The sequence below is a fragment of the Yoonia tamlensis genome, assembly GCF_900115105.1.
Taxonomy (GTDB): domain Bacteria; phylum Pseudomonadota; class Alphaproteobacteria; order Rhodobacterales; family Rhodobacteraceae; genus Yoonia; species Yoonia tamlensis.
The window spans coordinates 459,665-485,979 of sequence record NZ_FOYP01000002.1 but is presented as its reverse complement, the minus strand read 5'-3'; the positions used below and the strand labels follow the sequence as shown (position 1 = coordinate 485,979).

General features: G+C 57.2%; 27 protein-coding genes. 20 read left to right on the top strand and 7 right to left on the bottom strand.

Annotated features, from left to right (window positions below):
- The first annotated feature begins 4 nt into the window (after window positions 1-4).
- The 7 genes from lspA (at window position 5) to BM320_RS14205 (ending at window position 7,171) form a co-directional block, all read left to right on the top strand.
- A complete protein-coding gene (gene lspA, locus BM320_RS14235) occupies window positions 5-493 on the top strand; it encodes a signal peptidase II (protein ID WP_090201368.1) in 489 nt (162 codons plus the stop codon).
- Between the two features lie 52 nt (window positions 494-545).
- Window positions 546-1,055 carry a DUF3035 domain-containing protein gene (locus tag BM320_RS14230; protein ID WP_242651065.1) on the top strand — a complete coding sequence of 170 codons (510 nt, stop codon included), beginning with the start codon at window positions 546-548 and terminating at the stop codon, window positions 1,053-1,055.
- Between the two features lie 85 nt (window positions 1,056-1,140).
- Window positions 1,141-2,466 carry a M16 family metallopeptidase gene (locus BM320_RS14225; protein ID WP_090201367.1) on the top strand — a complete coding sequence of 442 codons (1,326 nt, stop codon included), beginning with the start codon at window positions 1,141-1,143 and terminating at the stop codon, window positions 2,464-2,466.
- The gene (locus tag BM320_RS14220) at window positions 2,466-3,779 is read left to right on the top strand and encodes a M16 family metallopeptidase (RefSeq protein WP_090201364.1); all 1,314 of its coding nucleotides are present in this window, start codon (window positions 2,466-2,468) and stop codon (window positions 3,777-3,779) included. Before BM320_RS14225 ends, BM320_RS14220 begins: the two co-directional genes overlap by 1 nt.
- 49 nt (window positions 3,780-3,828) lie before the next feature.
- Window positions 3,829-5,640 carry a DNA mismatch repair endonuclease MutL gene (gene mutL, locus BM320_RS14215; RefSeq protein WP_207496931.1) on the top strand — a complete coding sequence of 604 codons (1,812 nt, stop codon included), beginning with the start codon at window positions 3,829-3,831 and terminating at the stop codon, window positions 5,638-5,640.
- On the top strand, window positions 5,637-6,791 hold the full coding sequence (locus BM320_RS14210; RefSeq protein ID WP_090201361.1) for a DNA recombination protein RmuC: 1,155 nt from the start codon (window positions 5,637-5,639) through the stop codon (window positions 6,789-6,791). The genes mutL and BM320_RS14210 overlap by 4 nt, the downstream gene beginning before the upstream one ends.
- 62 nt (window positions 6,792-6,853) lie before the next feature.
- Window positions 6,854-7,171: a DUF3775 domain-containing protein gene (locus tag BM320_RS14205; protein WP_090201360.1), complete on the top strand. Its 318-nt coding sequence runs from the start codon at window positions 6,854-6,856 to the stop codon at window positions 7,169-7,171.
- A gap of 13 nt (window positions 7,172-7,184) precedes the next feature.
- On the opposite strand, the gene BM320_RS14200 is transcribed toward BM320_RS14205, so the two are convergent.
- Genes BM320_RS14200 through BM320_RS14190 form a run of 3 tightly spaced genes read right to left on the bottom strand, consistent with a single transcriptional unit; the run spans window position 7,185 to window position 9,482 of the window.
- Entirely contained in the window at window positions 7,185-8,225 is a 1,041-nt protein-coding gene (locus tag BM320_RS14200) for a saccharopine dehydrogenase (RefSeq protein ID WP_207496946.1), read from the bottom strand.
- A complete protein-coding gene (locus BM320_RS14195; protein WP_090201357.1) occupies window positions 8,225-8,827 on the bottom strand; it encodes a glutathione S-transferase family protein in 603 nt (200 codons plus the stop codon). Before BM320_RS14195 ends, BM320_RS14200 begins: the two co-directional genes overlap by 1 nt.
- A gap of 10 nt (window positions 8,828-8,837) precedes the next feature.
- Window positions 8,838-9,482 (bottom strand): histidine phosphatase family protein, encoded by a 645-nt coding sequence (locus BM320_RS14190; RefSeq protein ID WP_090201356.1) that lies wholly within the window; start codon window positions 9,480-9,482, stop codon window positions 8,838-8,840.
- Between the two features lie 406 nt (window positions 9,483-9,888).
- Here BM320_RS14190 and BM320_RS14185 point away from each other — a divergent pair, with 406 nt between their 5' ends.
- From BM320_RS14185 to BM320_RS14135, 11 genes are all read left to right on the top strand, one after another.
- Window positions 9,889-10,221 carry a hypothetical protein gene (locus BM320_RS14185; protein WP_090201355.1) on the top strand — a complete coding sequence of 111 codons (333 nt, stop codon included), beginning with the start codon at window positions 9,889-9,891 and terminating at the stop codon, window positions 10,219-10,221.
- 146 nt (window positions 10,222-10,367) lie between these two features.
- Window positions 10,368-12,413 (top strand): DNA helicase RecQ, encoded by a 2,046-nt coding sequence (gene recQ / locus BM320_RS14180; protein WP_090201354.1) that lies wholly within the window; start codon window positions 10,368-10,370, stop codon window positions 12,411-12,413.
- Between the two features lie 369 nt (window positions 12,414-12,782).
- Window positions 12,783-14,330, top strand: a complete 1,548-nt coding sequence (locus BM320_RS14175; RefSeq protein ID WP_165615066.1) for a phosphate ABC transporter substrate-binding/OmpA family protein — start codon at window positions 12,783-12,785, stop codon at window positions 14,328-14,330.
- Window positions 14,327-15,334, top strand: a complete 1,008-nt coding sequence (locus tag BM320_RS14170) for a type IV pili methyl-accepting chemotaxis transducer N-terminal domain-containing protein (RefSeq protein WP_165615065.1) — start codon at window positions 14,327-14,329, stop codon at window positions 15,332-15,334. The genes BM320_RS14175 and BM320_RS14170 overlap by 4 nt, the downstream gene beginning before the upstream one ends.
- A gap of 129 nt (window positions 15,335-15,463) precedes the next feature.
- The gene (locus tag BM320_RS14165; RefSeq protein WP_090201349.1) at window positions 15,464-15,859 is read left to right on the top strand and encodes a VOC family protein; all 396 of its coding nucleotides are present in this window, start codon (window positions 15,464-15,466) and stop codon (window positions 15,857-15,859) included.
- A gap of 52 nt (window positions 15,860-15,911) precedes the next feature.
- Window positions 15,912-16,817: a tRNA pseudouridine(55) synthase TruB gene (gene truB / locus BM320_RS14160; protein WP_090201347.1), complete on the top strand. Its 906-nt coding sequence runs from the start codon at window positions 15,912-15,914 to the stop codon at window positions 16,815-16,817.
- A gap of 33 nt (window positions 16,818-16,850) precedes the next feature.
- Complete coding sequence (locus tag BM320_RS14155; protein ID WP_090201345.1) at window positions 16,851-17,360, top strand: DUF1643 domain-containing protein; 510 nt, start codon at window positions 16,851-16,853, stop codon at window positions 17,358-17,360.
- 96 nt (window positions 17,361-17,456) lie between these two features.
- A complete protein-coding gene (locus BM320_RS16570; RefSeq protein ID WP_278246435.1) occupies window positions 17,457-18,305 on the top strand; it encodes a calcium-binding protein in 849 nt (282 codons plus the stop codon).
- Between the two features lie 134 nt (window positions 18,306-18,439).
- Window positions 18,440-18,709, top strand: coding sequence for a 30S ribosomal protein S15 (rpsO, locus tag BM320_RS14145; protein WP_090201341.1), 270 nt, complete (start codon window positions 18,440-18,442; stop codon window positions 18,707-18,709).
- 356 nt (window positions 18,710-19,065) lie between these two features.
- Window positions 19,066-21,192 carry a polyribonucleotide nucleotidyltransferase gene (gene pnp, locus BM320_RS14140; protein WP_090201580.1) on the top strand — a complete coding sequence of 709 codons (2,127 nt, stop codon included), beginning with the start codon at window positions 19,066-19,068 and terminating at the stop codon, window positions 21,190-21,192.
- Window positions 21,193-21,385: 193 nt separating this feature from the next.
- Window positions 21,386-21,892, top strand: coding sequence for a hypothetical protein (locus BM320_RS14135; protein ID WP_090201339.1), 507 nt, complete (start codon window positions 21,386-21,388; stop codon window positions 21,890-21,892).
- Between the two features lie 30 nt (window positions 21,893-21,922).
- On the opposite strand, the gene BM320_RS14130 is transcribed toward BM320_RS14135, so the two are convergent.
- The 4 genes from BM320_RS14130 to BM320_RS14115 form a co-directional block, all read right to left on the bottom strand.
- Complete coding sequence (locus tag BM320_RS14130) at window positions 21,923-22,204, bottom strand: SH3 domain-containing protein (protein ID WP_090201579.1); 282 nt, start codon at window positions 22,202-22,204, stop codon at window positions 21,923-21,925.
- Window positions 22,205-22,362: 158 nt separating this feature from the next.
- The gene (locus BM320_RS14125; RefSeq protein ID WP_090201336.1) at window positions 22,363-23,010 is read right to left on the bottom strand and encodes a peroxiredoxin; all 648 of its coding nucleotides are present in this window, start codon (window positions 23,008-23,010) and stop codon (window positions 22,363-22,365) included.
- Window positions 23,011-23,082: 72 nt separating this feature from the next.
- Complete coding sequence (locus BM320_RS14120) at window positions 23,083-23,727, bottom strand: RluA family pseudouridine synthase (protein ID WP_090201334.1); 645 nt, start codon at window positions 23,725-23,727, stop codon at window positions 23,083-23,085.
- Window positions 23,727-24,380, bottom strand: a complete 654-nt coding sequence (locus tag BM320_RS14115; protein ID WP_090201332.1) for a YggS family pyridoxal phosphate-dependent enzyme — start codon at window positions 24,378-24,380, stop codon at window positions 23,727-23,729. Before BM320_RS14115 ends, BM320_RS14120 begins: the two co-directional genes overlap by 1 nt.
- 228 nt (window positions 24,381-24,608) lie before the next feature.
- Between BM320_RS14115 and BM320_RS14110 the strand changes: the two genes are divergently transcribed.
- Complete coding sequence (locus BM320_RS14110; RefSeq protein WP_090201330.1) at window positions 24,609-25,691, top strand: porin; 1,083 nt, start codon at window positions 24,609-24,611, stop codon at window positions 25,689-25,691.
- A 163-nt stretch (window positions 25,692-25,854) separates the two neighbouring features.
- Window positions 25,855-26,250, top strand: coding sequence for a DUF3576 domain-containing protein (locus BM320_RS14105; protein ID WP_090201328.1), 396 nt, complete (start codon window positions 25,855-25,857; stop codon window positions 26,248-26,250).
- The last annotated feature ends 65 nt before the right edge of the window (window positions 26,251-26,315 follow it).

Sequence of the window (26,315 nt, the reverse complement as noted above, 5' to 3'; positions counted from 1 at the left end):
GCTCATGCGTTTGACAATCTGGGCCGGCCTTTGGGTGATATTGCTGGATCAAGCCAGCAAATACTATGTCGTGCATTGGCTAGGTCTGGGCAATCCGGGGCGGGGCAAGATTGAAGTCTTCCCGCCCTACCTTGAATTCCATATGGCGTGGAATCGCGGCGTGAATTTCGGCCTGTTTTCAGGGTTAGATATGCGCTGGGTTTTGATCGGGCTGGCCTTTGTGATTTCAGCTGCTGTTCTTTGGTGGCTGCGCAAGCACGGCGGGTCAAAATGGGTGTACCTGTCAGCTGGTCTGCTGATTGGCGGGGCCATGGGCAATGTGATTGACCGTATTTTCTATGGGGCAGTCGCGGATTTCTTGAATATGTCCTGCTGCGGGATCAATAACCCCTATTCGTTCAACATCGCTGATATTGCGATCTTTATCGGCGCTGTTGGGCTTGCGTTTTTTGGCGATGATGGCAAATCTACACCAAACAAGAACAGCGCGTGACCTTGTCGCGGGCATGGGGTACAAGACCCCGACACTACCGATAGGTGCTTTGATGCGTGCAATGATTTTTCCAGTTCTGGCGATGGTTCTACTTGCCGCTTGCGGCAATACCGACCGGCCTTTGCGCGACATGCGGACAACGGACGGCGGCCCTGACGAATTTATGGTGAACCCTGCGGCACCGCTTGCATTGCCAGAAACATTGGCACTTGTGACCCCGACACCTGGCGGCACAAACCTTGCCGATCCAACGCCAAAGGCAGACGCGATCGCAGCGCTTGGTGGCAACCGCGCGGCACAATTTGCGGGGGGTATACCCGCAAATGATTCGATTTTGGTCGCGCAGGTCGCCCGCTTCGGCGTTGACCCCGATATCCGCGCCGAACTGGCCGAACGCGACGCTGCACTGCGCGAACGCAAAAAGCTGTCGAACGTGTTTAACCCGCTGCGCCGCGACCGGTATTTCGTGCTTTATGCGCGGCAGGCGCTGGATGCGGATGCGGAACTGGCGCGGCTTGCCGCATTGGGCATTCTGGTCCCCACCGCGCCGCCAGCCGAATAAAACATTCATTCACAACCGCGTATGGCGGCTTGAACATCACCCAGCGGGGCGTCAGGTTACCCTTACGCGAACCAAAAGGGTGCCGATGAAACATTTTCTTGCCGCCATTGCCATGATCACCACCGCCGCACAGGCGCAAGAGGTGACAACGTTTGACCTTGATAACGGTATGGAAGTCGTCGTGATCGAAGATCACCGCGCCCCCGTTGTCGTGCATATGGTCTGGTACAAGGTCGGATCGGCCGATGAACCTGTTGGCGCGTCCGGCGTTGCGCATTTCTTTGAACATCTGATGTTCAAGCAAACCGACGTACTGGCCGCGGGCGAATTTTCGGCGACTGTCGCGGCCAATGGCGGCAGCGACAACGCTTTTACTAGCTACGATTACACCGCCTATTTCCAACGGATTGCGGCGGACCGGCTTGATCTGATGATGCAGATGGAAAGCAACCGGATGACCAATCTGGCGGTGACGGCGGATAATATCGAAACCGAACGCAATGTCGTGCTAGAAGAACGCAACCAGCGTACCGAAAACAATCCCGGCGCATTGGCCCGCGAACAGTTCAATGCCGCCCTGTTTCAAAACCACCGCTACGGCGTCCCCGTCATCGGCTGGAAACATGAAATGGAGCAGTTGGAGCTGGAGGACGCCATCGCGTTCTATGATCTGTATTATGCGCCCAACAACGCCATTCTGGTTGTCGCCGGCGATGTAGAGCCGGACGCGGTGCGCGCATTGGCCGAAACCTATTATGGTGTGATCCCCGCAGAGCCGAACCTGCCCGAACGTATCCGCCCCCAAGAGCCGCCGCAGCGCGCCGAACGCCGGATCACCTATACCGACCCGCGCGTCAGCCAACCCTATCTGACCCGCAGCTATCTGGCCCCCGAACGCAACAGCGGTGCCCAAGAAGAAGCCGCGGCACTGGTCTATCTGGCCGAGCTGTTGGGCGGCTCGCCGTTCACGTCCGACCTTGGGACCGCGCTGCAATTCGATTCGCAAATCGCGCTTTATACCTCTGCGTCTTATGACGGGAACACGCTGGATTCGGGCACGTTTCAGGTTGCCGTGGCCCCTGCCGCCGATGTGACATTGTCCGAAGCCGAAGCGGCAATGGATCAGGTCATTTCGGATTTCATGGCAAACGACATTGACCCCGCACGGATCGAAAGCATCCGCACGCAATTGCGCGCCTCTGAAATCTACGCGCTGGACGATATGCAAGGGCTCGCGCGCCGCTATGGGGCAGCACTGAGCCAAAGCCTGACGGTGGCGGACATACAAGCGTGGCCCGCGATTTTGCAATCCGTGACCGAGACCGACATCAAAGCCGCCGCCGCCAAAGTTTTCAATCGCGATCAGGCCGTCACAGGCTGGGTTGTCGCAACGCCGGAGGATGCCCGCTAATGCTGCGCAGTATCATCGCCCTGACCCTTGGCCTGCTTGCGACCACTGCCAGCGCCGAAATCGACATCATCGAAGTCACATCCCCCGGCGGGATTAACGCTTGGGTCGTTGAAGAACCCAGCATTCCCTTTGTCGCGCTCGAAATCCGTTTTCGCGGCGGCACGTCGCTGGACCTGCCTGACAAACGCGGCGCGACCAATCTGATGATGGCCCTGCTTGAAGAAGGGTCGGCCGATATGACCGCGCAGGAATTCCAGACCGCCCGCGAAGGTCTAGCCGCCAGTTACAGTTTTTCGGCCTATGACGATTCTGTTGGCATTTCCGCGCAATTCTTGACCGAGAATCAGGATGACGCGCTGGCGCTGTTGCGGCAGGCGCTGATCAATCCGACGTTCGATCAGGACGCCGTAGACCGCGTGCGCGCGCAAGTGCTTGCCAATATCGCCAGCGATGAAAAACGCCCCAACCGGATTGCAAGCGCCGCGCTGAACGCAGCCGCCTTTGGCGACCACCCTTACGGCACCAATGCCGATGGCACGGTAGATAGCGTCAATGCGTTGACCCGCGCGGATATGTTCACCGCACATCAAAACGCGCTGACCCGAGACCGGCTTTATGTATCTGTTGTAGGTGATGTGACCGTGGCGCAGGTGGGTCCGATGCTTGATGCCTTGTTGGGCGATCTACCCGCGCAGGGCCCCGCGTTGCCGGATGACATTGCATTTGGCCTTGCGGGCGGCGTCACCGTGATCGACTACGCCACCCCCCAAGCCGTTGCGATTTTCGGCCATGCCGGCATGAAACGCGATGACCCCGATTTCTTTGCCGCCTATATCCTGAACCACGTGTTGGGTGCGGGCGGCTTTGAATCACGGCTGATGAACGAGGTGCGCGAAAAGCGCGGGCTGACCTATGGGATCGGCACCTATCTGGTGCCCAAGTTTCACGCCGAACTGATGCTTGGTTCAGTCGCATCGTCCAATGACACCATTGCAGAGGCAATCAGCGTCACCCGCGATGTCTGGGCGGATACCGCCGCGAACGGGATCACGGATGCCGAATTGACGGCGGCGAAAACCTATCTGACGGGGGAATACCCGCTGCGGTTTGATGGCAACAGCGAGATCGCGGCGATTATGGTCGGCATGCAGATGATTGATCTGTCGCCCGAATATGTGACCAACCGCAATGATTTTATCAATGCGGTGACGCTTGACGATGTGAACCGCGTCGCGGGTGAATTGCTCGCACCGGATGACTTGCATTTTGTTGTCGTGGGCCAGCCAGAGGGCCTGTTAACCACGTCAGAGTGAATGTAATTCTACGCTCGCAGAATCGCGCCAGGCTGCTATAATTTGTGGCATGGCCATTTCAGACCCCCAGATAAAGCCCCGTCCGGTGATCCGGCAGCTTGACGACGCCGCGATCAACCGGATTGCAGCGGGCGAGGTGCTTGAACGCCCCGCCTCGGCGGTCAAGGAACTGGTCGAAAACGCCATTGATGCTGGAGCCACGCGGATTGAGGTGGTGATCGCCGATGGCGGCAAGACCCTGATCAGGGTCACGGACGACGGTTGCGGGATTGCGGCGGATGATCTGCCGCTTGCACTATCGCGCCACGCAACGTCAAAAATCGACGGTTCCGACCTGTTGAACATCCATTCCTTCGGATTTCGGGGCGAGGCCCTGCCATCGTTGGGCGCCGTTGGCCGCCTGTCGATCACATCGCGGGTCAACGGTGCAGATGCGGCGACGATCAATGTGGCGGGCGGCAAAACGGGCGATGTGCGCCCCGCTGCGCTGACATCGGGCACCGTGGTTGAACTGCGCGATATGTTCTTTGCCACGCCAGCGCGCCTGAAATTCCTGCGCACCGACCGCGCCGAAGCCCAAGCCGTCAGCGATGTCGTCAAACGGCTGGCGATGGCGGAACCGTTCATCACCTTTATCTTGCGCGATGCGTCCAACGGCGACAGCCGCACCACATTCCGCGCCGACGCCCAAAGCGGCGATATGTTCGACGCCCTTCACGGGCGGCTGCAAACGATTCTTGGCCGCGAATTTGCAGAAAACGCGCTGGCGATAGATATGGAACGCGAGGGGTTCCACCTGACCGGATACGCCGCATTGCCCACCTATTCGCGTGGGGCTGCGATTGCGCAGTTCCTGTTCGTAAACGGACGACCTGTGCGCGATAAAATGCTGCTCGGCGCGCTGCGTGCCGCCTATATGGATGTGCTGTCACGCGACCGGCATCCGGTGGCGGCGCTGTTTGTCGATTGCGATCCAACACTTGTCGACGTCAACGTGCACCCCGCCAAGTCCGAAGTCCGGTTTCGCGAACCGGGCGTTGTGCGCGGATTGATCGTATCGGGGTTGCGCCATGCGCTTGCCGATGCAGGACACCGCGCGTCAACGACAGTTTCGACCGCGACGCTAGGCGCGATGCAACCGCAACCGACCGGCCCGCGCGTTTACCAAATGGATCGTCCCAGCTTTAGCGCGCGGTCCATGACATTTCAGGCCCAAGCCCCCGGTTTTCAAGAGGCTCCATCCGCCCGCATTGAACCCGTAATAGATGACGAACCCGCGCATCTGCCGCTAGGGGCGGCGCGTGCGCAAGTGCATGAAAACTATATCATCGCGCAAACGGAAAACGGCATTGTGATCGTTGACCAGCACGCCGCGCACGAACGGCTCGTCTATGAGAAACTAAAAACCCAGATGGCCGAAAACGGGGTTGCGGCGCAGGCGCTGTTGATCCCCGAAATTGTCGAACTCAACGACAATGACGCTACAATGATCCTGTCGATTGCAGATGATCTGTCGCGGCTTGGCTTGACCATCGAACCCTTTGGCGGTGGCGCAATTGCCGTCCGTGAAACCCCCGCTATCTTGGGTGAAATTAACGCAAGCGCAATGATCCGCGATATTGTGGACGAACTGGCCGATCAGGGCGACAGCGCCAGCGTCAAAGCCAAAATCGACGCAATCCTGAGCCGGGTCGCCTGTCACGGTTCCATCCGGTCCGGCCGGCGCATGCAAGGGCCGGAAATGAATGCATTGCTACGCGAAATGGAAGCAACGCCAATGGCGGGCCAATGCAACCATGGGCGGCCCACATATGTTGAATTGAAACTATCCGATATCGAACGGTTATTCGGGCGCACATGATCCAGATTGGTGAACAGGTTCTATCGTCAAACGATCTGCTTTTGATCGCTGCAGGCGCCGCCTTTTTGGCGATTCTGCTGCTTTTGGTGGCATCCACACGGCGCGCGGGCCGATCAGCCGATGCGGTCACACAAATCGCACAACAGGTCGGGCAGCTTTCGCAAAATGTCATCGCCCTTGGCCAAGGCCAAAGCCAGTTGGCGGGCAATATCCAGACCGTCAGCGACGCCCAAGCCATTGCACAGATGCACGTGATCCAGACCATGGAAGCACGGCTTGCCGAAGTGCAGGAAAAGATGAAAGACACGCTGACCGGATCATCCGAAAAAACCACCAAAAGCCTGACGCAATTGCAAGAACGGCTGGCTGCAATTGACAAGGCGCAGACGAATATCGAGAAACTGTCGGGCGATGTGCTGTCGTTACAAGACATTCTATCCAACAAACAACGGCGCGGCATGTTTGGCGAAATCCAACTGACCGATATCGTCTCCAAGGCCCTTCCCGCCGATAGCTACACGCTGCAAGCGACGCTTTCGAACGGGAAACGTGCAGATTGTCTGATCCATCTACCCAATCCCCCCGGCCCGATTGTGATCGACGCCAAGTTTCCCTTTGAAGCCTACGAAGCCTACGCCGCCGCCGAAACCAAAGACGACCAAGCCTATGCGCTGCGCGCGCTCGGGGCTGCGGTGCGGGTCCATATCAAAGCCATTTCCGAAAAATACCTGATTGAAGGGGAAACCGCCGACGGCGCGCTGATGTTCCTGCCATCCGAGGCCGTCTATGCCGAACTGCACGCGCGGCTTCCCGAGGTCGTGCGCGCCGGTTTTGATGCGCGGGTGTGGATCGTGTCGCCAACCACCTGCATGGCCACGCTCAACACAATGCGCGCGATTCTCAAAGATGCGCGGATGCGGGAACAAGCCGGCGAAATCCGCAAAGCGCTGCGGCTGCTGCACCGCGATGTCGGGATTATCACGGAAAAAGCCGGCAAGCTCGAAACCCACCTGCGCCAAGCGGGCGAAGACGTGTCCGGCGTGCTGACTGCCGCCACCCGCGCAGGCAAACGCGCGGATCGGTTGGATAACTTTGATTTTGAGGAACTGCCCGTCGATGCCCCGCTCAAAATCGCGCCCTTGAACGATTGATTGCGCCAGATCAAAGCGGTGCGCTATGATCTGGGTGACACCCTTCGCAAGGAGAACGTAACATGCTTGCCATTTCATCAGATAAAATCGCCGAGGTGATCATCCTCGCACGTGAACTGCACCGCGCCGAGAACGAATTTGACGGTTTTGTTAACCGGCTCGCATTGGATGAACAGATTGCCCTTGTGGCCGTATTCTGGATCGGGCGCGGCAGTTTTGACGCCAGCGAATTGCAAGAAGCCCTGCGCACCGCAAACGAAGAGGCAACAACCCCCACCGCCGATTACCTCAAGGGCTCGCCGCATCTGGCCGACCATCTTGAATCCGGCATGGAGGCATTGGGACTAGACCCGACAGACGCTGAAGAAGACCTTTTGTAATGTAGGGTGGGTTTTAACCCACCGCCCCGTCAAAACAATCGCGCGCGCGCCCCCAGACATCGTGGTCCAGCGCATCAAGCGTCATCAGATGTGGCAACAACTGCCCCGCAAAATCATCACTGCTTTCCGCTGGCAACATCGACGGCAGGTTATCAATTGCCGTGACATCCAGCACGGGATCGTCATGCACACGCAGCGCAGGCGCATCCCATGTTGTCGTGCGGTCATAGACCTTAACCGGTGAAAAATCGCTATCGGGATCACAAGCGATATCGCCGATAACAGACAAGCGCCGCTCTGCGGTTTTCGCGGTCGCGGGTACAAAAACAGGCGTTCCGGGCCGTGCCAGAATACAGTTCAGGAATATGTTGTGGTCCAAGATTTCTGGGAATGGTCCCCCTGACGCCGTTTCCGCCATGTCCCATTTCGTCACTTGCATCCCCATTGCATTGCATAGGTCAGCGGCCCCTGTGCCAACCCTTCCCAAGGCCCCGATGATCAGCGCGTTGGGGCGGGTATCACCCAACCGCGACAGCAAATCGGATCGCATCACCGCCGCATCCGCATAGCTATGCACAGGTACAGCCATTTCGCCACGCTGTTGCGCGGCCCAGCACATCAATGACACCGCCGCCCCCGCATATCCCGCCCAATAGCCAAAAGCCGCAACGCGCCGCCCATCGGCATGGGTCAGATATTCGAGATCATAGAGCGCACCACCGCCCGCGCGGAACCGGTCCAACAAAACCCGCCCGTCCGGCTGCCCCTTATAGGCATGGCCAAACATGATATGGCGGTGGCGTAATGGGGTGCCATCGGCAGGCAGCTCCTTAAGCCCGAAAATTAACGCATCATCAGGCGCATCGACCCACGAAAACTCCGGCGCGATTTCACAGCCCGCATCCGCATATTGCGCAATCGGGATAATCCGCTGGCTGCTTTCTTCAACAGTGACCCGAAACCCTTGCGCCAATAACTGCGCCGCACCTGCGGGCGTTAACCCAACGCGGTCTTCGTTGGCGCGGCTTTCCGAGCGAACCCATAGGTGTACCATCATAACATTCCTTTTTCATAGATCCGCTGCACCGAAGGCCGCGCGCGCATTTTGCGCATGAAGGCCGATATGTGCGGATAGCGGGATACATCAACCCCGTCACCGGGCAACCATGTCAGCACCACATAAAGATAGGCTTCAGATAACACCATTTCGTCACCGCCGCCAAACGGCAGGCGCGGCAACAGCTCTTCAAGGTATTCGCAACTGGCGGCCATTGTCTGCGGCACTTTGCGGGTCATATCGGCAAACGAGCTTTCTTCGTCCGCCCAGCGCGCGCCACGCAATTTATGCGCGTGGTTCACGTGCATCGTGCTTGCAAGATAATACATCAGTTCGCGCATCTGCGCGGCGGCCAGTGGATCATCGGGCACCAGTTGCGGCGCGACATATTCAAGGATGGCACCCGTTTCGGTCAAAATGCCACGCGCGGTTTCCAGCGCAGGCACGCGGCCTTTGGAGTTGATCGCAAGGTAAGCCGCCCCCGCCTGTTCCCCCGCCGTAAAATCAATCGGCACCGCGATATAGTCGGTGCCCGTTTCTTCCAACACAATCGCGACAGCAACCGATATGGTACGTGGGGCGTAATGCAGCTTGAGCATCAGACGTACCTCAATAATGCGTTATGGCGGTGGCGCGGTCGGGATGATCCAGATGCGGCACGGCGTTGAAGCTGGCCAAAATCGGCCCCTGCGGGATCACATGCACGCGGTGCAATGACGTATTCATGATTGGCAGCAGCACATGCGCAAGACGGGTCGGGTCAAGCAGCAAGAGATGCCGCAAGATCATGCCGATCACCCCGCCCGAAGTAATGCACAACACCCGCACGCCCGGCTGCGCGGCCTCTTGCAAGACACCTGTCACCCGTTCCTCGAACGATGCAAAGGTTTCAACGCCCTTGATCTCGGCGCGGTGCCACGCTTCCATAACCTGTGGGATATGGGCGGCAAATTCATCGGGCCCGGGCATCGGCACGCCGTGCACATCATCAAGCGCCTTGCCAAGGCTGAAATAGTCCATCTCGTTCAGGCGCGGATCGATCACCGGATCGCTGTAACCCATGCCCGCCGCCGTTTCGCGGTGACGGCGCAGGCTTCCTGCGATGATTTTGTCAAAGGGTGCTTCGCGGTCGCGCAGATAATCCCCCAACCAGCGGGCCTGCTGGTGCCCCATATCCGATAGTTTGTCATAACTTTCTTCGTCGGTCGCGCCCGAATTGGCCTGCCCGTGGCGCACAAATATGATTTCGCCCATGAACTCTCCTACTATTTACCAAAGACCTACGGCGTCACATCCGGCTTGGCAACGCACATCGGGTGCGCAAACAGATCACGCGCCCGTGCAACTGCAGAAATAATTTTGTTCACGATGTTGCGCATGCAGCATTCTCGTGAGGACCAAACCGGCCCGACCTTCGCACGCGCGCACAGTGATTGCTCGGTTCGGGTGCGCCCACGCACAAAACGCGTCCCATGGCAGGCAGGTCTCTGATTTCAAGACATATTTCCGTTCACATTGATCACCAATTTCGTGATCGCCACCGCCCTTTTCTTGCGACGGAATGCACCCCAATTCCCGTTTATCAACACGGCAAACAAAGCCGCAGAGACAAACCAAAGCGACAGCACGTCGCACCCTAAACACAAAAAGGAATATACTTATGTCTATCAAATCTATCGCACTTGCCGCCGCAACAATCGCTGCACTGGGTTCAACAGCTTCGGCTGGCAACTACTTTGAAGCGGGTTCACAACTGCAAGCCGGACCAGAGCTTGAACTCGGGCTGGTGCATGCAGACGCCAACGGAACCGTTGAAATCTATTCAAAAGTTGGCAGCGATAAAGGTTCCTTGATCGGCTCCAAAGACGTTCTTGCGGGCGCCAACGGCAACGTCACAGTGGATGTGAATTCCGTTCTGCAACAAGATGTGGTCGCTGTGCTGAAAGTGAACGGTCAAATCGTCGCCGAACATGATTACAACATCGTCCGCTAAACGCGGCACGATCAATTTATCCTCCCTGCACCAAAAGGTCGTCTTTCATATGGAAGACGGCCTTTTTCGTTTCCTCCCACTTGCTGCCCGATTCCGAGTGTGGGACTGTGCCCCGAACGCAAATAACAAAACACAGGTGCCCGTTTATGCCCGCAGACAAGCTGCTTGCTGATGTTTTTGGCTTTGATGCGTTTCGGCCCGGCCAAAAAGATATCGTTGCGGCTGTTGTCTCTGGGCAAAATACATTGGCGATCATGCCCACGGGTGGCGGAAAATCGCTGTGTTTTCAATTGCCTGCACTTGTGCGTGACGGGGTCACGGTGGTGATTTCGCCGCTGATTGCCCTGATGCGCGATCAGGTCCGCGGGTTGCGCGAGGCGGGCGTGAGCGCGGGTGCGCTGACCTCTGGCAATACCCAAGATGAGACTGACGAGGTTTTTGCAGCGCTCGAGGCGGGCACGCTCAAACTGCTTTATATGGCACCGGAACGGCTGGCATCGGGTGGCACGATCAACATGCTGCGCCGCGCGGGTGTCAGCCTGATCGCAGTGGACGAAGCACATTGCGTCAGCCAATGGGGCCATGATTTCCGGCCCGATTATTTGCGGATCGGCGACCTGCGCCGCACGCTTGATGTGCCGCTTGCGGCGTTTACCGCCACGGCTGACGCCGAAACCCAAGTTGAAATCGTGCAAAAGCTCTTTGACGGGGTACAGCCCGCCACATTCCTGCGCGGGTTTGACCGGCCCAATATCCATCTTGCCTTTGCCGCCAAAGACGGGCCGCGGGCACAAATCCTGAACTTTGCCGCCGCGCGCAAGGGGCAATCCGGTATCGTCTATTGTGGCACACGCGCCAAAACCGAAACGCTGGCACGCGCCCTGAACGAGGCCGGACATCAGACCTGCCATTATCATGGCGGCATGGAGGCCGAGGACCGCCGGATTGTCGAACGCCGTTTTCAGCAAGAGGACGGGTTGATCGTTTGTGCCACCGTCGCCTTTGGCATGGGGATCGACAAACCCGATATCCGCTGGGTCGCCCACGCCGATCTGCCCAAATCCATCGAAGGCTATTATCAGGAAATCGGGCGTGCAGGGCGCGATGGCGCGCCTGCCGAGACACTGACGCTGTTTGGCCCTGACGATATCCGCTATCGCCGCCAGCAGATTGACGAAGGGCTTGCGCCCGCTGACCGGCGCGCGGCAGATCACGGGCGGCTCAATGCATTGCTGGGACTGGCCGAGGCGCTGCATTGCCGGCGGAAGAATCTGCTCGAATATTTTGGCGAAAGCCCTGAACCCTGCGGCAATTGCGATCTTTGCGACAAGCCCGCCGAGATTTTTGACGGCACCACCGCTGTGCGCATGGCCCTATCCGCAGCCCTTAGAACAGAAGAATGGTTTGGCGCGGGCCATCTGATCGACATCCTGCGCGGCGATCTGACCGATAAGGTGCAGCAACGCGGCCATGACAGCCTGCCGACATTCGGCGTTGGCAAGGAATATGACAAACGGCAATGGCAGGCGATTTTTCGGCAGATGATGGGGCATGACCTGCTGCGCCCAGACCGCGAGCGCCATGGCGCGCTGCGCATGACAGAGGCCGCGCGCCCCATTTTGCGCGGCGAAGCAACAATAGAACTGCGCCGCGATTCCATTCGCGCGGCACGCGGCAGCGGCCCCAAGGTCAAAATGCTGGTCAGCGAAGAAGATGCGCCGCTGCTTTCTGCGCTCAAGGCGAAACGGCGGTTTCTGGCGGAACAGGCGGGCGCGCCGGCCTATATTATCTTTAACGACCGCACATTGATCGAAATGGCAGAAAAGCGGCCAATGACGCTTGATGATATGGCGCATATCGGCGGCGTTGGCGCAAAGAAGCTGGAAAGCTACGGTCGCGCCTTTCTTGAGGTGATTGCAGGCGCAGCCGAGCCTGTGCATCCGGCAAGACGCAAGCTTGCCGGGCAAAGCGAAGGTGCCATCTACGACCGGCTGCTAGAGGTTCAGGCGGGGCTTGCGCGGGGTCCGGACGGGCTGGACAAACCCATGAGCTGCACAGCGGCAACTCTCGCTAAGGTTGCGAAAATGCGCAGCACCGATGCGCAACAGCTTGAACGGATCATAGGTGCGCGCCACGTCGAGCGATTCGGTCCTGCCTTTTTGGACGTTATCGCTAACGCCCACGCCTCGTGATTTGGTAATAAATTTCTAAAATGCGCGGAATTCGCGTAACATTCTTAAAAATATTTTGACGACCGTCCAATGAAATCGTTTACGAAGCCAAGCCAGTTAATATTCCCTTAATCTTAAGGCATTTTTGGTCATTTGAATTTCGCTGGTGCTGGCGGTCGGATAGCGGCGCCACAGTTATCCGCGCGACAATCATGCGAATGTGGGGACACTATGCCATAATGCAAACACAATCGTTTACGAAAACTTCACTAATCGCGGTCCGAGCCTCGCGGCTTTGGCGCCTTAATACACGCGCACGCTGTAGGGTAGTGCGTTCACAGAGTTATGGAGTCTTCGGTGAAATACATCAGTTGCACAATTCAGCGTTCTTTGCTGAGAACCCTTGTTCTTGCGGGAACCACCGTCGCCTGCACGGGCGCTTTTGCGGATATCGTCACATTGCGATCCACGGATGGCACGATCAACTTGCAAGGCGACCTGATTGCCGTTGTTGATGATTATTACCTGCTGCAAACCCCGCTGGGCGATTTGCGCGTCGCGACAAACCGTGTCCGCTGTGAGGGCGCAAGCTGCCCTACGACCAAAACGGTTGAAGCAGACACTATCCTGACGGGGTCAGACACAATCGCCGAGGGCCTGATGCCTTTGCTCATGGGCGGCTACGCGACAGTGCAAGACGCTGAAGCAACAGTAACCACAACAGCGAACGCGGGCGAATTCGCCGCGACGCTGGTTGGCCAGCAAGGTTTTGGCGACAATCTTGGCACATATCTGGTCAGCTCAAGCAGCGCCACGCAAGCTTTTGCAAGCCTGATGGACAATAGCGCGCAGATCGCGTTGTCGGCGCGCGAAATCTCCACGGATGAGGCGGCCATTCTTGCGGCCGCGGGTGCGGGCGATATGACCGCGCCTGCTCAAGAACATATTCTGGCGCTCGACGGGCTTGTTCTTGTCGTGAACCCCGCCAATCCGGTGTCACAGCTTTCGGTCGCTGATGTCGCGCGGATTTACCGTGGCGAAGTCACCAACTGGGCCCAAGTCGGCGGACCCAACATGGAAATCGCCGTCGTCACAAGCGATGCAGACACAGCGACAGTCTTTAACGCAGGCATCTTTGAAGGGAATGCGCCAGCAAACGGCCCAAGCGCGTTTACCGCGACAGATAACATCGAAGCCTCCAATTTCGTGAGCACCAACACCAACGCAATCGCCTATGTCGGTTTTGCCTTCAAACGCGGGCAAAAGCCGCTGACCTTGATCAGCGAATGCGGAATCGGGACAACGCCGGACGCGTTCTCGGTAAAAACCGAGGAATATACTCTGTTCCGCCGCCTTTTCCTTTATAACCGCGGCGATCTTGCCGATCCGCTGGCGCGCGATTTCATTGCCTATGCCAATACGGATGCCGCGAACCCTGTGATCAGCCAGTCTGGGTTTATCAACCTTGGCGTGGAACGCGTTGCAATGGGCCTTGCGACACCGCGGGCACGTCTGGTTCTTGAATCCGGCACCGATGCAGGTGAACAGCGGGTCGCCAATGATATGCTTGGGCTTATGGCAAACAGCGACCGCCTGTCATCCACATTCCGTTTCCGGACCGGATCTGCGATCCTTGATCCACGCGGGCGTGCAGATCTTGACCGTTTGGCAAACTACCTTGCCGACCAGCCGCAAGGCACAAAGATCACCTTTGTCGGGTTTGCAGATTCCGTTGGCGCCTTTGGCCCCAATCTGGTGCTTGCACAAGGCCGTGCAGAACAGGTGCGCGCCGCGCTTGAGGCTGTTGCGGGGGATCGTCTTGGGCATGTAAGCTTTGCGGCAACCGGCTTTGGCGAAATCTCTCCGGCTGCGTGCAACACGACAGATGCGGGTCGACAAATCAACCGTCGTGTAGAAACATGGATCAGCACACAATGAGCGGATTTTACAAAGCTGCAAACGCACTGAATTCACATGCGCGCCGCAATGCACGCCCTTCTCCGCTGCCAGATCACGAGGTTGCCATGCCAGGAAAGTCACGAACAACGTCCCCCAAACAGATCGTGGCGGCAATTTTTGCGGGGCTTATCGGCCTTGCAAGCCCTGCGCTGGCGCAAACGACTGCCGCCGCTGATGCGGTCTATATGGCGGGCGCGGAACGTGTCCATGTTGGCGGGTTGATGCGTGAAACGGCACAGCGCATTGCTGTTGCATCATGCTTTCACGACGCGGGGATCGAAACGGCTGTCTATGCCGGTCAGATCACCCAAGGCATTGCGGATTATGACAGCTACCTTGTCGCGCTGACCGAAGGTGATGCCGCATACGGGATCGACACAGCCGAAGAGACCCGCAAGCTGGTATCCACCATCTATAGCGTCACTTCGCAGTGGGATCGGTTCAAAGAAGCCGCACTTGGCCGCCTGAACGGTGAAGGCCCGACAGACGGGACCGACTATGTCTCGCGTCACAATCTCAATATGATGCATACCTCAAAGTATCTGCTGCGTGAAATTATCGCAGAATATGCAATCCCGCCTGCGCTGTTGCAAAGCGATGCGTTCACGCTTGATATCCTGACCCGTCAGCCTGCGCTTGCCAATCAAATCAGCAAAGAGGCCTGCGGTCTGATCACCGGCAACACCGTCATGGGCAGCACGTCGCGCTATGTGAAATCGGTTGACCGGTTTGATGCTTCTATGGGGGCTTTGATCAACGGTTTTGCGGGGCTGGGTGTTTCCGCCCCCCCAACCGCCGAAGTCCGCGCAGCGCTTGAAGATATTGCGGCCGACTGGGCCGTTCTCAAGACCCGCCTTGATCAGGTTGCGGGATCAAATGATGTGGCGCTTGCGCTTGATATCGATCGCCAGTTTGCGGCAATCAACGCCAAATTCGCAGCCTTGATCCCCGCCTATGTCACAGCCAGCAAAGCCGGCATCTGATCGCATAACAAGATGCCAAAGGGCCGCGCAGCTTTTACGCCGCGCGGCCCTTTTTTATGCGCGGGCAAACGGTTGCAACTTGGCCGCATCGCCCTCTAGAAAGGGGCAGGCAGGCATAGGAAAACGCACATGGCAGAAACCACCGGATTGAACCACCTTGGCCTTGCGGTCCGCGATCTGGCGCAGACCACCGCGTTTTTTACCGATGCGCTTGGCTTTGATGAAATTGGCCGCGATGAAACCTATCCGCGCACAACGGTGACCGATGGCACGGTCCGGCTGACGCTTTGGCAAACCGACGCTGGCGCCGCAGCCTTCGACCGGCGCGCCAATATCGGGTTGCATCATCTTGCGCTGACAGTCCCGTCCGAGGCCGCGCTGATGGCCATCGCGCAAAAATTGAGCGCGACACCGGGGGTGCGCATCGCCTTTATGCCCGAACCCATGGGTGCGGGGCCGCGCAAGCATATGATGCTGCACGAACCTGGCGGCATCCGCATTGAATTGGTCTGGCCCGGTGCTTGACCCGCGTGCCTGCGCGCACTAGCTAGCGCGCAATCTGACAAAGGAATTGACGATGGCGCGCAAACGCAAGGGACGCGATATTTCAGGCTGGTTGGTCGTGGATAAACCGGCTGGGCTGACCTCGACCGCGGTGGTGAACAAGGTCCGCTGGGCGCTTGACGCCAAAAAGGCGGGCCACGCGGGCACGCTTGACCCCGAGGCGACAGGGGTTCTGGCCGTTGCATTGGGCGAGGCCACAAAAACCGTGCCCTATATCACCGACGCGCTAAAGGCCTATACATTCATCGTGCGGCTTGGTCAGGCGACAAACACCGATGATGCCGAAGGCGAAGTGATCGCCTCTAGCGATGACCGCCCGGATGACGAGACGATCAAAGCGGCGCTTGGCGCATTTATCGGGGATATCATGCAAGTCCCGCCACAGTTTTCTGCCGTTAAGGTCGATGGTGAACGCGCCTATAAAAAGGCCCGTGACGGCGAAGAAATGGCGCTTGCCGCGCGCCCTTTGTGGGTCGAAGAGCTGTTGCTGGTTGATCGCCCCGACGCGGATCATGTTGTGCTGGAAATGACCTGTGGCAAAGGCGGCTACGTGCGCGCGATTGCGCGTGATCTGGGGGATGCGCTGGGCTGCAAGGCGCATGTGAAATCGCTGCGCCGGATTTGGTCGGGCCCGTTTCAAGCCTCGGACGGGATCACGCTTGATCAGGTAGATGCGCTGGCCAGAACACCGGAACTGGACGCCTTTTTGCAGCCGCTCGAGGTCGGGCTTGAAGACCTGCCAGAGGTGCGCTGCCTTGCCGAAAGCGTGGCCAAATTGCGCAATGGAAACCCCGCCTCTGTGATCGCTTCGGGCGTTGAATATGGCGAAGAGGTCTGGGCATCCTTCGAGGGGAAAGCCATCGCTGTCGGCACCTACCGCGGCGGCGAAATCCAGCCAAGCCGCGTTTTTGTGGCGTAGGGTGGATCAAGATCCACCTTACACAAATGCCGGATGATCACACGCACACATAACACCCCGCAGGCGCAATCATCCGCGGTCTATTCGGATTGTGACAGCTACCGCTATGCACTGACGCGCTGCTGGGACGCTGCGGGAAAACGCGTGCTGTTCGTGATGCTCAACCCGTCAAAAGCGACCGAGATCCACAACGACCCGACCGTCGAACGCTGCGAACGCCGCGCCCGCACATTGGGGTTTGGAGCGTTTCGGGTCGTCAATATCTTTGCCTGGCGCGACACCGACCCGCAACAGATGCGCAAGGCAGCCGAACCGGTTGGTCCAGACAACGACCGTATCTTGCGCGACGCTGCCGTTTGGGCGGATCAGATCATTGCGGCTTGGGGCACGCATGGCGCCTATCTGAACCGCGGGCCTCAAACGGCCGACCTGCTTTGGCAGACGGGCAAACCGGTTTTCCACCTCGGCCTGACCAAACACGGCCACCCCAAGCATCCGCTTTATATCCGCTATGCGCAACGCCCCGAACCCTGGACGCGTTAACCATTTCTACAGAATTCCCGCACGTTCTTCCTTTGTTCATGTTAAAGTGGCCACTGCAATTTGGGTCAATCCGACTCGGGTCAATGCGGGTAGGTTATGCTAGCTATTTTGGGACTTTTGGGCGTCACGATGTCGGCAATCATGCTGATCGACTATGATGACGATGAAGCGGCGGACGCCGGCAACAGCGCCCCCGAAGATGACCCGCAAGCGGAAGAAGAAGAAATTATCCCCATCAACGATTTGATCGACCAGATGGACGAAAATATGATCGTGGTTTCCGGTGAAACTGACGACAACATCAGCGGCGGCAGCGGTGATGACCATCTTGACGGACAGGATGGAAACGACACCATCTTTGGCAATGCGGGCAATGATGAACTGCACGGTGGCGCTGGCGATGATTATCTGGATGGCGGCGACGGGGACGACAATATATTCGGGCATATCGGCGATGATGTCATGCTTGGTCAGGCCGGGAATGACAGCCTGAATGGCGGCGGCGGCAATGACGTGCTTTATGGGGGCGCTGGCGATGACATGCTGCTTGGGTCGCTTGGTGATGACCTGTTGGTCGGCGGCGACGGCGCGGACACGCTGCACGGCGGCGCAGGCAATGACATTCTGAGCGATACAGACGATCAATCCCGCGACTTTCTGAATGGCGGGGCCGGTGATGACGTGTTGTCGGGCGGCACGGGCGACATTTTGAATGGCGGCACCGGCGCTGACCGGTTCGTGCTGCATGTTGATCGGGACGTCATTATCGAAGACTTTAGCGCAGGCGAAGACCAGCTTGAAATCAGCTATTCCGGCGCGCCGCCAGCGCTCAGCACCGTTTTGTCAGATGGTGGGCTGATCGTTCTGGCAGACGGTGTTGCGGTCGCGACGCTGGTAAATGTCACAAGCCTTGATCTTACTGCCGTGACGCTTGTCGCGCTATAAATTGCTTTTCTTTTTGTCGGAATCCTCTTAAACGCAGCCATCCGCGCAAGGAATCGCTTGGCGGATACCTCCACGGGCCTTTCTGGACGACATCCCGGATCGCGCCATTCACCCTTTTATATAAGGAGACCCCGATGTCGATTACTGCAGAAGACAAAGCACGGATCATGAAAGAATTCGCAATCAAAGAAGGCGACACAGGTTCGCCCGAAGTACAGATTGCTATCCTGTCATCACGCATCGCGACACTGACAGAACACTTCAAGACCCACAAAAAAGACAACCACGGTCGCCGTGGTCTGCTGAAAATGGTTGCGCTGCGTCGCAAGCTTTTGGACTACACCAAAGGCAAAGACGAAGCCCGCTACCAAGCGCTGATCGAACGTCTGGGCCTGCGCCGCTAATCCGGCCAGGATCGTTCAGACAAAGCTTTCAAACGCCCGCCATTTGGTGGGCGTTTTTGATTTCAAACCTGGTACTTGCGGAACTCCGACTAGGGCTCAAACCACAAATTCAGTCCATTCTTGTTAATGCGCCCGCAGTTTTGCGATTCTTGTGTTGCGTGGGATAGGGCAGCTACGCCTGATCCTGTGGTAAATGCAGATCATCGCCCCCCTTCCCAAAACAACAAATTTCCGCTATGGCCCCACAATCTTGAGAGACCGGCGCCCGCATTCCAGCGCCTGACAAAGAAGATACCGGAATGAGGGGGAATACGCCCCCTACGCAAAATGGGCTGCGGCCCGACTAGGAAAACATGATGTTTAACGAAGTAAAAAAATCGATGCAGTGGGGGCAGGATACGCTCACACTCGAAACGGGTAAAGTTGCCCGTCAGGCTGACGGCTCTGTCATTGCCACGTTGGGTGAAACCAGCGTTATGGCAAACGTGACATTCGCACGCGCCCAAAAACCGGGTCAGGATTTCTTTCCGCTGACCGTTCACTACCAAGAAAAATACTACGCCGCCGGTAAAGTGCCAGGCGGCTTTTTCAAGCGCGAAGCGCGTCCAACCGAAAAAGAGACGCTGACATCCCGCCTGATCGACCGCCCAATTCGCCCCCTGTTTGTCCCTGGCTTCAAGAACGAAGTGCTGGTGATGTGCACAGTGTTGTCACATGACATGGTCAACGACCCTGACATGGTTGCAATGATCGCTGCCTCTGCTGCGCTGACAATTTCCGGCGCGCCATTCCGTGGCCCGATTGGTGCTTGTCGCGTTGGTTTTGTGGATGGTGAATACATCCTGAACCCTGAAATCGACGACATGCACAACCTGCGTATGAACCCAGAGCAGCGTTTGGACCTTGTTGTTGCCGGCACCAAAGACGCCGTGATGATGGTTGAATCCGAAGCATACGAACTGTCAGAAGCTGAGATGCTGGGCGCGGTGAACTTTGCCCACGAACAAATCCAGCCCGTGATCGACCTGATCATTGATCTGGCCGAAGATTGCGCAAAAGAACCGTTCGAATTCCAGCCAGAAGATTATTCCGATCTGTCTGCTGCTGTGAAAGCGGCTGGTGAGGACGCAATGCGCGCCGCCTACGCGATCACCGACAAGCAAGAGCGCACCGCCGCTGTTGCTGCTGCCAAAGCATCCATCGTTGACGCGCTGACCGACGAGCAAAAAGAAGACGGCAACTTGGGCGCTGCGCTCAAGAAACTGGAATCAAACGTTCTGCGCGGCGACGTTGTGAAAAACGGCAAGCGGATCGATGGCCGTGCTCTCGACACGATCCGTCCGATCGTTTCTGAAACCGGTATCCTGCCACGGACCCACGGTTCTGCCCTGTTTACGCGCGGCGAAACTCAAGGTCTGGTTGTGACCACATTGGGCACCGGCGACGACGAGCAAATGATCGACTCGCTGACTGGCATGTATAAATCTAACTTCATGCTGCACTATAACTTCCCGCCGTATTCCGTTGGTGAAGTTGGTCGTGTGTCTGGCCCGGGTCGTCGTGAAATCGGTCACGGCAAACTGGCATGGCGTGCGCTTCAGGCGGTTCTGCCTGCGGCAACCGATTTCCCATACACCATCCGTCTGGTGTCCGAGATCACTGAATCCAACGGCTCGTCTTCAATGGCATCCGTTTGTGGTGGCTCCTTGTCCATGATGGACGCGGGCGTTCCGCTCAAGGCACCAGTCGCTGGCGTTGCCATGGGTCTGGTCATGGAAGAAAACGGCGAATACGCCATTCTGTCCGACATCTTGGGTGACGAAGACCACCTTGGCGATATGGACTTTAAAGTTGCGGGTACCGAAAACGGCATCACATCGCTGCAAATGGACATCAAGATTGCGGGTATTACACCTGAAATCATGTCCAAAGCATTGGATCAGGCGAAAGCCGGCCGTTTGCATATCCTTGGTGAGATGGGCAAAGCCCTGACCGGCGCGCAGGAATTCTCTGTGCACGCGCCAAAGATCGAGACAATGCAGATCCCGACCGACAAGATCCGTGAAGTCATCGGTTCCGGCGGTAAGGTTATCCGTGAGATCGTTGAAACATCCGGCGCAAAAGTCGACATCAACGACGACGGTGTGATCAAACTGGCATCTAACGACGCCGAAGCGATCAAACGCGCCTACGACATGATCCATTCCATCGTGGCAGAGCCAGAAGAAGGCGTGATCTACAAAGGCAAAGTTGTGAAACTTGTCGATTTTGGCGCGTTCGTGAACTTCTTTGGCAAACGCGACGGTCTTGTCCACGTGTCCCAAATCGAAAACCGCCGCTTGAACCACCCGTCTGACGTTCTCAAAGAAGGTCAAGAAGTCTGGGTCAAGCTGCTCGGCTTTGACGACCGCGGCAAAGTACGCTTGGCCATGAAAATGGTGAACCAAGAGACTGGCAAAGAAGAAGCACCCGCAGAAGAGTAATCTTCGCTGCTTTGAAATAACAAAGGCCCCGGTGGAAACACCGGGGCCTTTTGTGGTTTTGGGGGAGCATGCCCAAGGGAGATCAGACCACCAACGGACAGGCACAGCGCTATGCGCGCACAAGAACGCTTTGGCTATTGATTGCGCAGCTCTTGATCCATAACAATTTGATAAACTCTTGGGGATTCTGTTCATGGATAATAGTCAAGAAGCGCTGACCGAGATCTTTAGCGCACTCGGCGCGCGCGCGCCCGAGCAATTGGCCGTCTCACAGGTCAGCGAGGGAATCCCCCAGCTTCATAGGTATCTATTTCTTAAGCAGGCTTGGGCCCAAACTGTCGATGAGCAGGATGATAGCTGGATCGACCGTGAGGTAGAGGCAGCGCGCCGTCATCCAGACGCCCCTTTTTCGGGAAAAGGTCACGCGATTGGGCGGATGTTGGAATTGGGTGTCGCGCGTTCGGATATCGTCGACGTGGTCCGCAATGCGCAAGCTGAAATGATCACAGGTCTTTGCTATTTGCTCGACGATCCTTCTCTGACACCAGAGGACGAAGAACGCGTTGGCGCATTGGGGTGGGCACTTGTTGTAACCAACGACGAATTCGCGCCGACCGATGAAGTTATTGGCGGTCTGCATGAATCTGTTTTGGATACTGACCCGACCGGACGCGAAATGCGACCACGGTCAGCTACCTGACATCAGCGCGGGACAGAGCTTAAGGCTGTTTCAACTCCGCGACAGATAATCCGCTGACACATAGCCCGTAGTTTGCGGCGCGTCCGATAGTGAGACCCGGCACCAGCGTTGTCCGACTTCGGTCACGCATTCATGCAGGTTCAATGGGGTGCCGTCCGGCAGGCCGACGATGATGTTAAACCCAAGCCCCGGCCCCGCGCGCAGTTTCAGCAGCTCATCTCCTGTGCCCTGCACCACCGTGCGCCCACCGGACAAGCCGCAGCTTGCGACAAACACCAAAGCAAAAGTCATTGAAATTGCACTGCGGAACATCTGCTTACCTCTTTTGTTTTCCAACCAATAGCCTGCGCTGCGATCAAATCCTAGGCTCATCTTGGTCAGCCTCAAACCCAAGACACGCGGAAATTCGCCCGCCACAACGCAAAATGCCCGCCGGATTGGCGGGCATTTCAATTGATTTGATAGGTCACTTACAGCTTGGTCATACGCAGGTATGGCAGCACGGTTGTGAATTCACCGTATTTTGCTTTGGCGTCCGCATCGCTGACCGATGTCGGGATGATCACGTCATCGCCAACGTTCCAGTTTGCGGGTGTGGCCACGCCTTGGCCCACGGAAGTTTGCAACCCGTCGAGCGCGCGCAGGACTTCGGCAAAGTTGCGGCCCACGGTCATCGGATAGGTCATCGACAGTTTCAGCTTTTTATCCGGCCCGATGATGAAAACAGAGCGCACAGTCGCGCTATCGGCTGGGGTGCGGCCATCGGGCATATAGGCTTCGGCTGGCAGCATGTCGAAAGCTTTGGCCATTTCCAGACCTTCATCCGCGACAATCGGGAAACCTGCCTTGGTACCTGCGACGGCTTCGATATCGCCTTTCCATTTCTTGTGGTCCTCAACACCGTCGATGCTGATGCCCAGCACTTTGGTGCCGCGTTTTGCCCATTCGTCCGCCAATTGCGCAACAGCGCCAAATTCGGTGGTGCAGACGGGGGTAAAGTCCTTGGGGTGCGAAAACAGCACGGCCCAGCTATCACCAACAAAGTCGTGCAGGGAAATGGTGCCGTGATCCGTTTCAACTGTCAGATCAGGGATGGTGTCATTAATACGTAGGCCCATGTGTTCGCTCCTGTTTTGAACTGCGTTGCCCTGTATATAGGCCTGCAATTGCAAATGCGCTATGGGGTGCGACTAAAATGGACACTTCGCGGTGATCCGCATGCCCTGCCCGCCATCAGGATGCCGGAATTGCAGGGTTTCGGAATGCAACATCAGGCGCGGGAAATCGCCTGCCGGACCTTCGGCATAAAACGGATCGCCCAATATCGGATGCCCGAGCGCCAGCATATGCACGCGCAATTGGTGTGACCGTCCGGTTTTTGGCATCAAGCGCACGCGCGTTTCGCCGTTACCAGCGCGCAGCACGCGCCAGTCGGTTACTGCTTGCTTGCCGTTTTCATGGTCAACCATCTGTTTCGGGCGGTTTGGCCAATCCACAATCAGCGGCAGATCAACGGTGCCCGTCTTTTCCGCCATTTCGCCCCAGACCCGCGCGACATAGGTTTTCTTGGTCTGGCGTTTTTCGAACTGAAGCCCGAGATGCCGCTGCGCATGCGGCGTCAGTGCAAAGATCATCACGCCCGATGTGTCCCGATCCAGCCGGTGGATAAGCAGCGCTTGCGGGAACACCGCCTTGACCCGCGCCATCAGACAATCGGCCAGATGTTCACCCTTGCCTGGCACAGATAGCAGCCCGCTGGGCTTATCGACCAGAACGACCTCGTGATCGTCGTGCAGAATGACAAGCGGGTCTTGCGGTGGGTTATAGTCTGTCATCACGCTGGCACGCGGTCGCCGAAAATGGCCGAACCCACGCGAATGTGGGTCGCGCCCAATGCAATCGCGCGTTCAAAATCGCTGCTCATCCCCATGGATAGACCCGCAAGCCCGTTGCGCGCGGCGATTTTGGCCAGCAGCGCAAAATGCAGCGCGGGTTCTTCATCCACGGGCGGAATACACATCAATCCGCGCAGCGGCAGGTCAAGCGCGCGCACCTGCGCCACAAATGCGTCAGCTTCGGCAGGCAAGACACCCGCTTTTTGCGGCTCTTCTCCGGTGTTCACCTGAATAAACAGGTCGGGACAGGCACCCGTTTCTTGCGCCAGACGCGCTATGGTCGTGGCAAGTTTCGGGCGGTCAACCGTATGGATTGCTTGGGCCAGTTCCATCGCCTGACGCGCCTTGTTGGTTTGCAACGGGCCGATCATGTGCAGTTTGATGTCATCATATTGCAACCGGAACGCGGGCCACTTGCCGGCGGCCTCTTGCACCTTGTTTTCGCCAAAGATTCGCTGCCCTTCGTCCAGAACGGCGGCTACCCGCGCATCCGGCTGCACCTTTGACACTGCAATCAGGGTCACATCTGCATATTGGCGGCCCGCGCGATCACAAGATGCGCGGATTTTGTCCTGAATATCGGCAAGGGGCATGTAAGGCTCCTGTAAATAAGGGTCACGTCACGTTTCGGGCCGAAATAAAGGGGAATGCAGGTGATGTCACCGGACAAAACACTGTGTGTCCTTGATGCATCATTTTGCGCCAACTCGCAAAATAGGGTCCAAAATTACTTGAGTGTCACAGCCAATCGGCGCACTTACACCTCAATGCTAGGGAAACTGGCATTCTTGGGAATGCAAAACACACGAGGGAATAAATCCATGAAAAGCACCCTTCTTACAACTACAGCACTCGTCGTCCTTGCTGGCGCGGCTTCTGCTGAAGTGACACACGCTCTGTCCGGCACATTGGGCTACAACGATACAGTTGCTTCTACTAGCGACAACGAATACGGCTTCTATTGGGAAGGTAACCTTCAAGTTACTGCGACTCAGGAACTCGACAACGGTCTGACAGCTGGCGCATACTTCGAAATCACCATCGATGGCGACAACTCAACATCCGCTGACGACTTCGGTCAAGACCTCGCTTCTTCTGATTTCGTTCTGTCTTTGACATCTGACACAGCTGGCCTGTACTTCGGTGACACTGGCGTTGCGACAAAGCACTGGGCTTCTGCTGGCGACATGGAAGCTGACGCTTTCACAACTGACCATGACTCTGCTGCACTGCGCGGCGACGTTTCATTCGGTGATGTAGACGCTTCTATCTCTTACCTGATCGACGATGCTAATGACACTGTTGAGCAACTTGCTGTTGGTGTTTCCGGTTCATTCGGCGCATTCACATTTGCAGCTGCTTACCAAGAAGAAACAGCATACGCTGACGGCAACGGCGACTTCAACGCTGACGAAGTGTTCGGTATCTCTGCTGGCGGCACATTCGGTGGTGCAACTGTAACTGTTGCATATGCTTCTAACGAAACAGACAGCGCGACATCTACAGGTGTTAAAGTTGCTTACCCATTCGGCCCAGTAACAGCGACTGCTTACTATGTTGCTGAAGAAGGCACAGGCGGCGACGAGCCAAACTACGGCGTCAACGTTGCTTACGCTGAAGGCGCGATCTCTGGTTCTGTTGACTACCAAGACGACCAAGGCACATCAAAGTGGGCGATCAACGCTGGCTACGACCTGGGCAACGGTATCGCTCTGTTCGGTGGTGTTGAAAACCAAAACGAAGGCGACGACTTTGACTACCACGTCGGCGGTACATACGACCTCGGTAACGGCGCTTCCTTGCTCGTTACTTACGCTGCTGACGAAGATGGCGACCAAGCTGACGAAATCGGCTCAGGCGACTACCAAGAAGGTACAACTGTAGAAGTTTCTTTCACATTCTAAGTGAAACGAACCATCTAGGTTAAGCGAGAGCGGTCCTTTGGGGCCGCTCTTTGCTTTTGAAGCCTGCGGTTTTGCGCATAATTGCTTGTGACCCGCCCCGTGCTTCGCTACATATTTCGTCAATGACAAAGTATCCCGGCAAAGGGGAAATGGTTTGACGTCGATGATTACAATTATGCGCGCGGGTCTGACGGCCCTATTGATCGGAACGCTGGCATCTTGCGGCGGTGCTGTGGCCACCCCAACGCCACGAGGCGCCGAAAACGTTGCGGTGAACCGCTATATCTGGGCGGCCGCGCTTGATGTGCTTGATTTCCTGCCTGTCGAATCGGCTGACCCGTTTACCGGCGTGATTTCAACCGGCTTTGGCACACCGCCGGGCGGCGGCACCGCCTACCGCGCGACGATCCGCGTGATTGATCCCGCACTTGATGCGCGCTCATTGCAGCTTGTGCTGCAAACACGGAATGGCCCCGTTTCCATTGAAACCCAAACAGCCGTCGAAGATGCGATTCTCTCGCGCGCCCGGCAGCTTCGTATTGCTGACGGCGCGCTTTAGCGCCGCGGCATATCGCCCGATTATCAAATCCGCCGGGCCGTTTCGCCCGGCGTTTTCATTCTTGA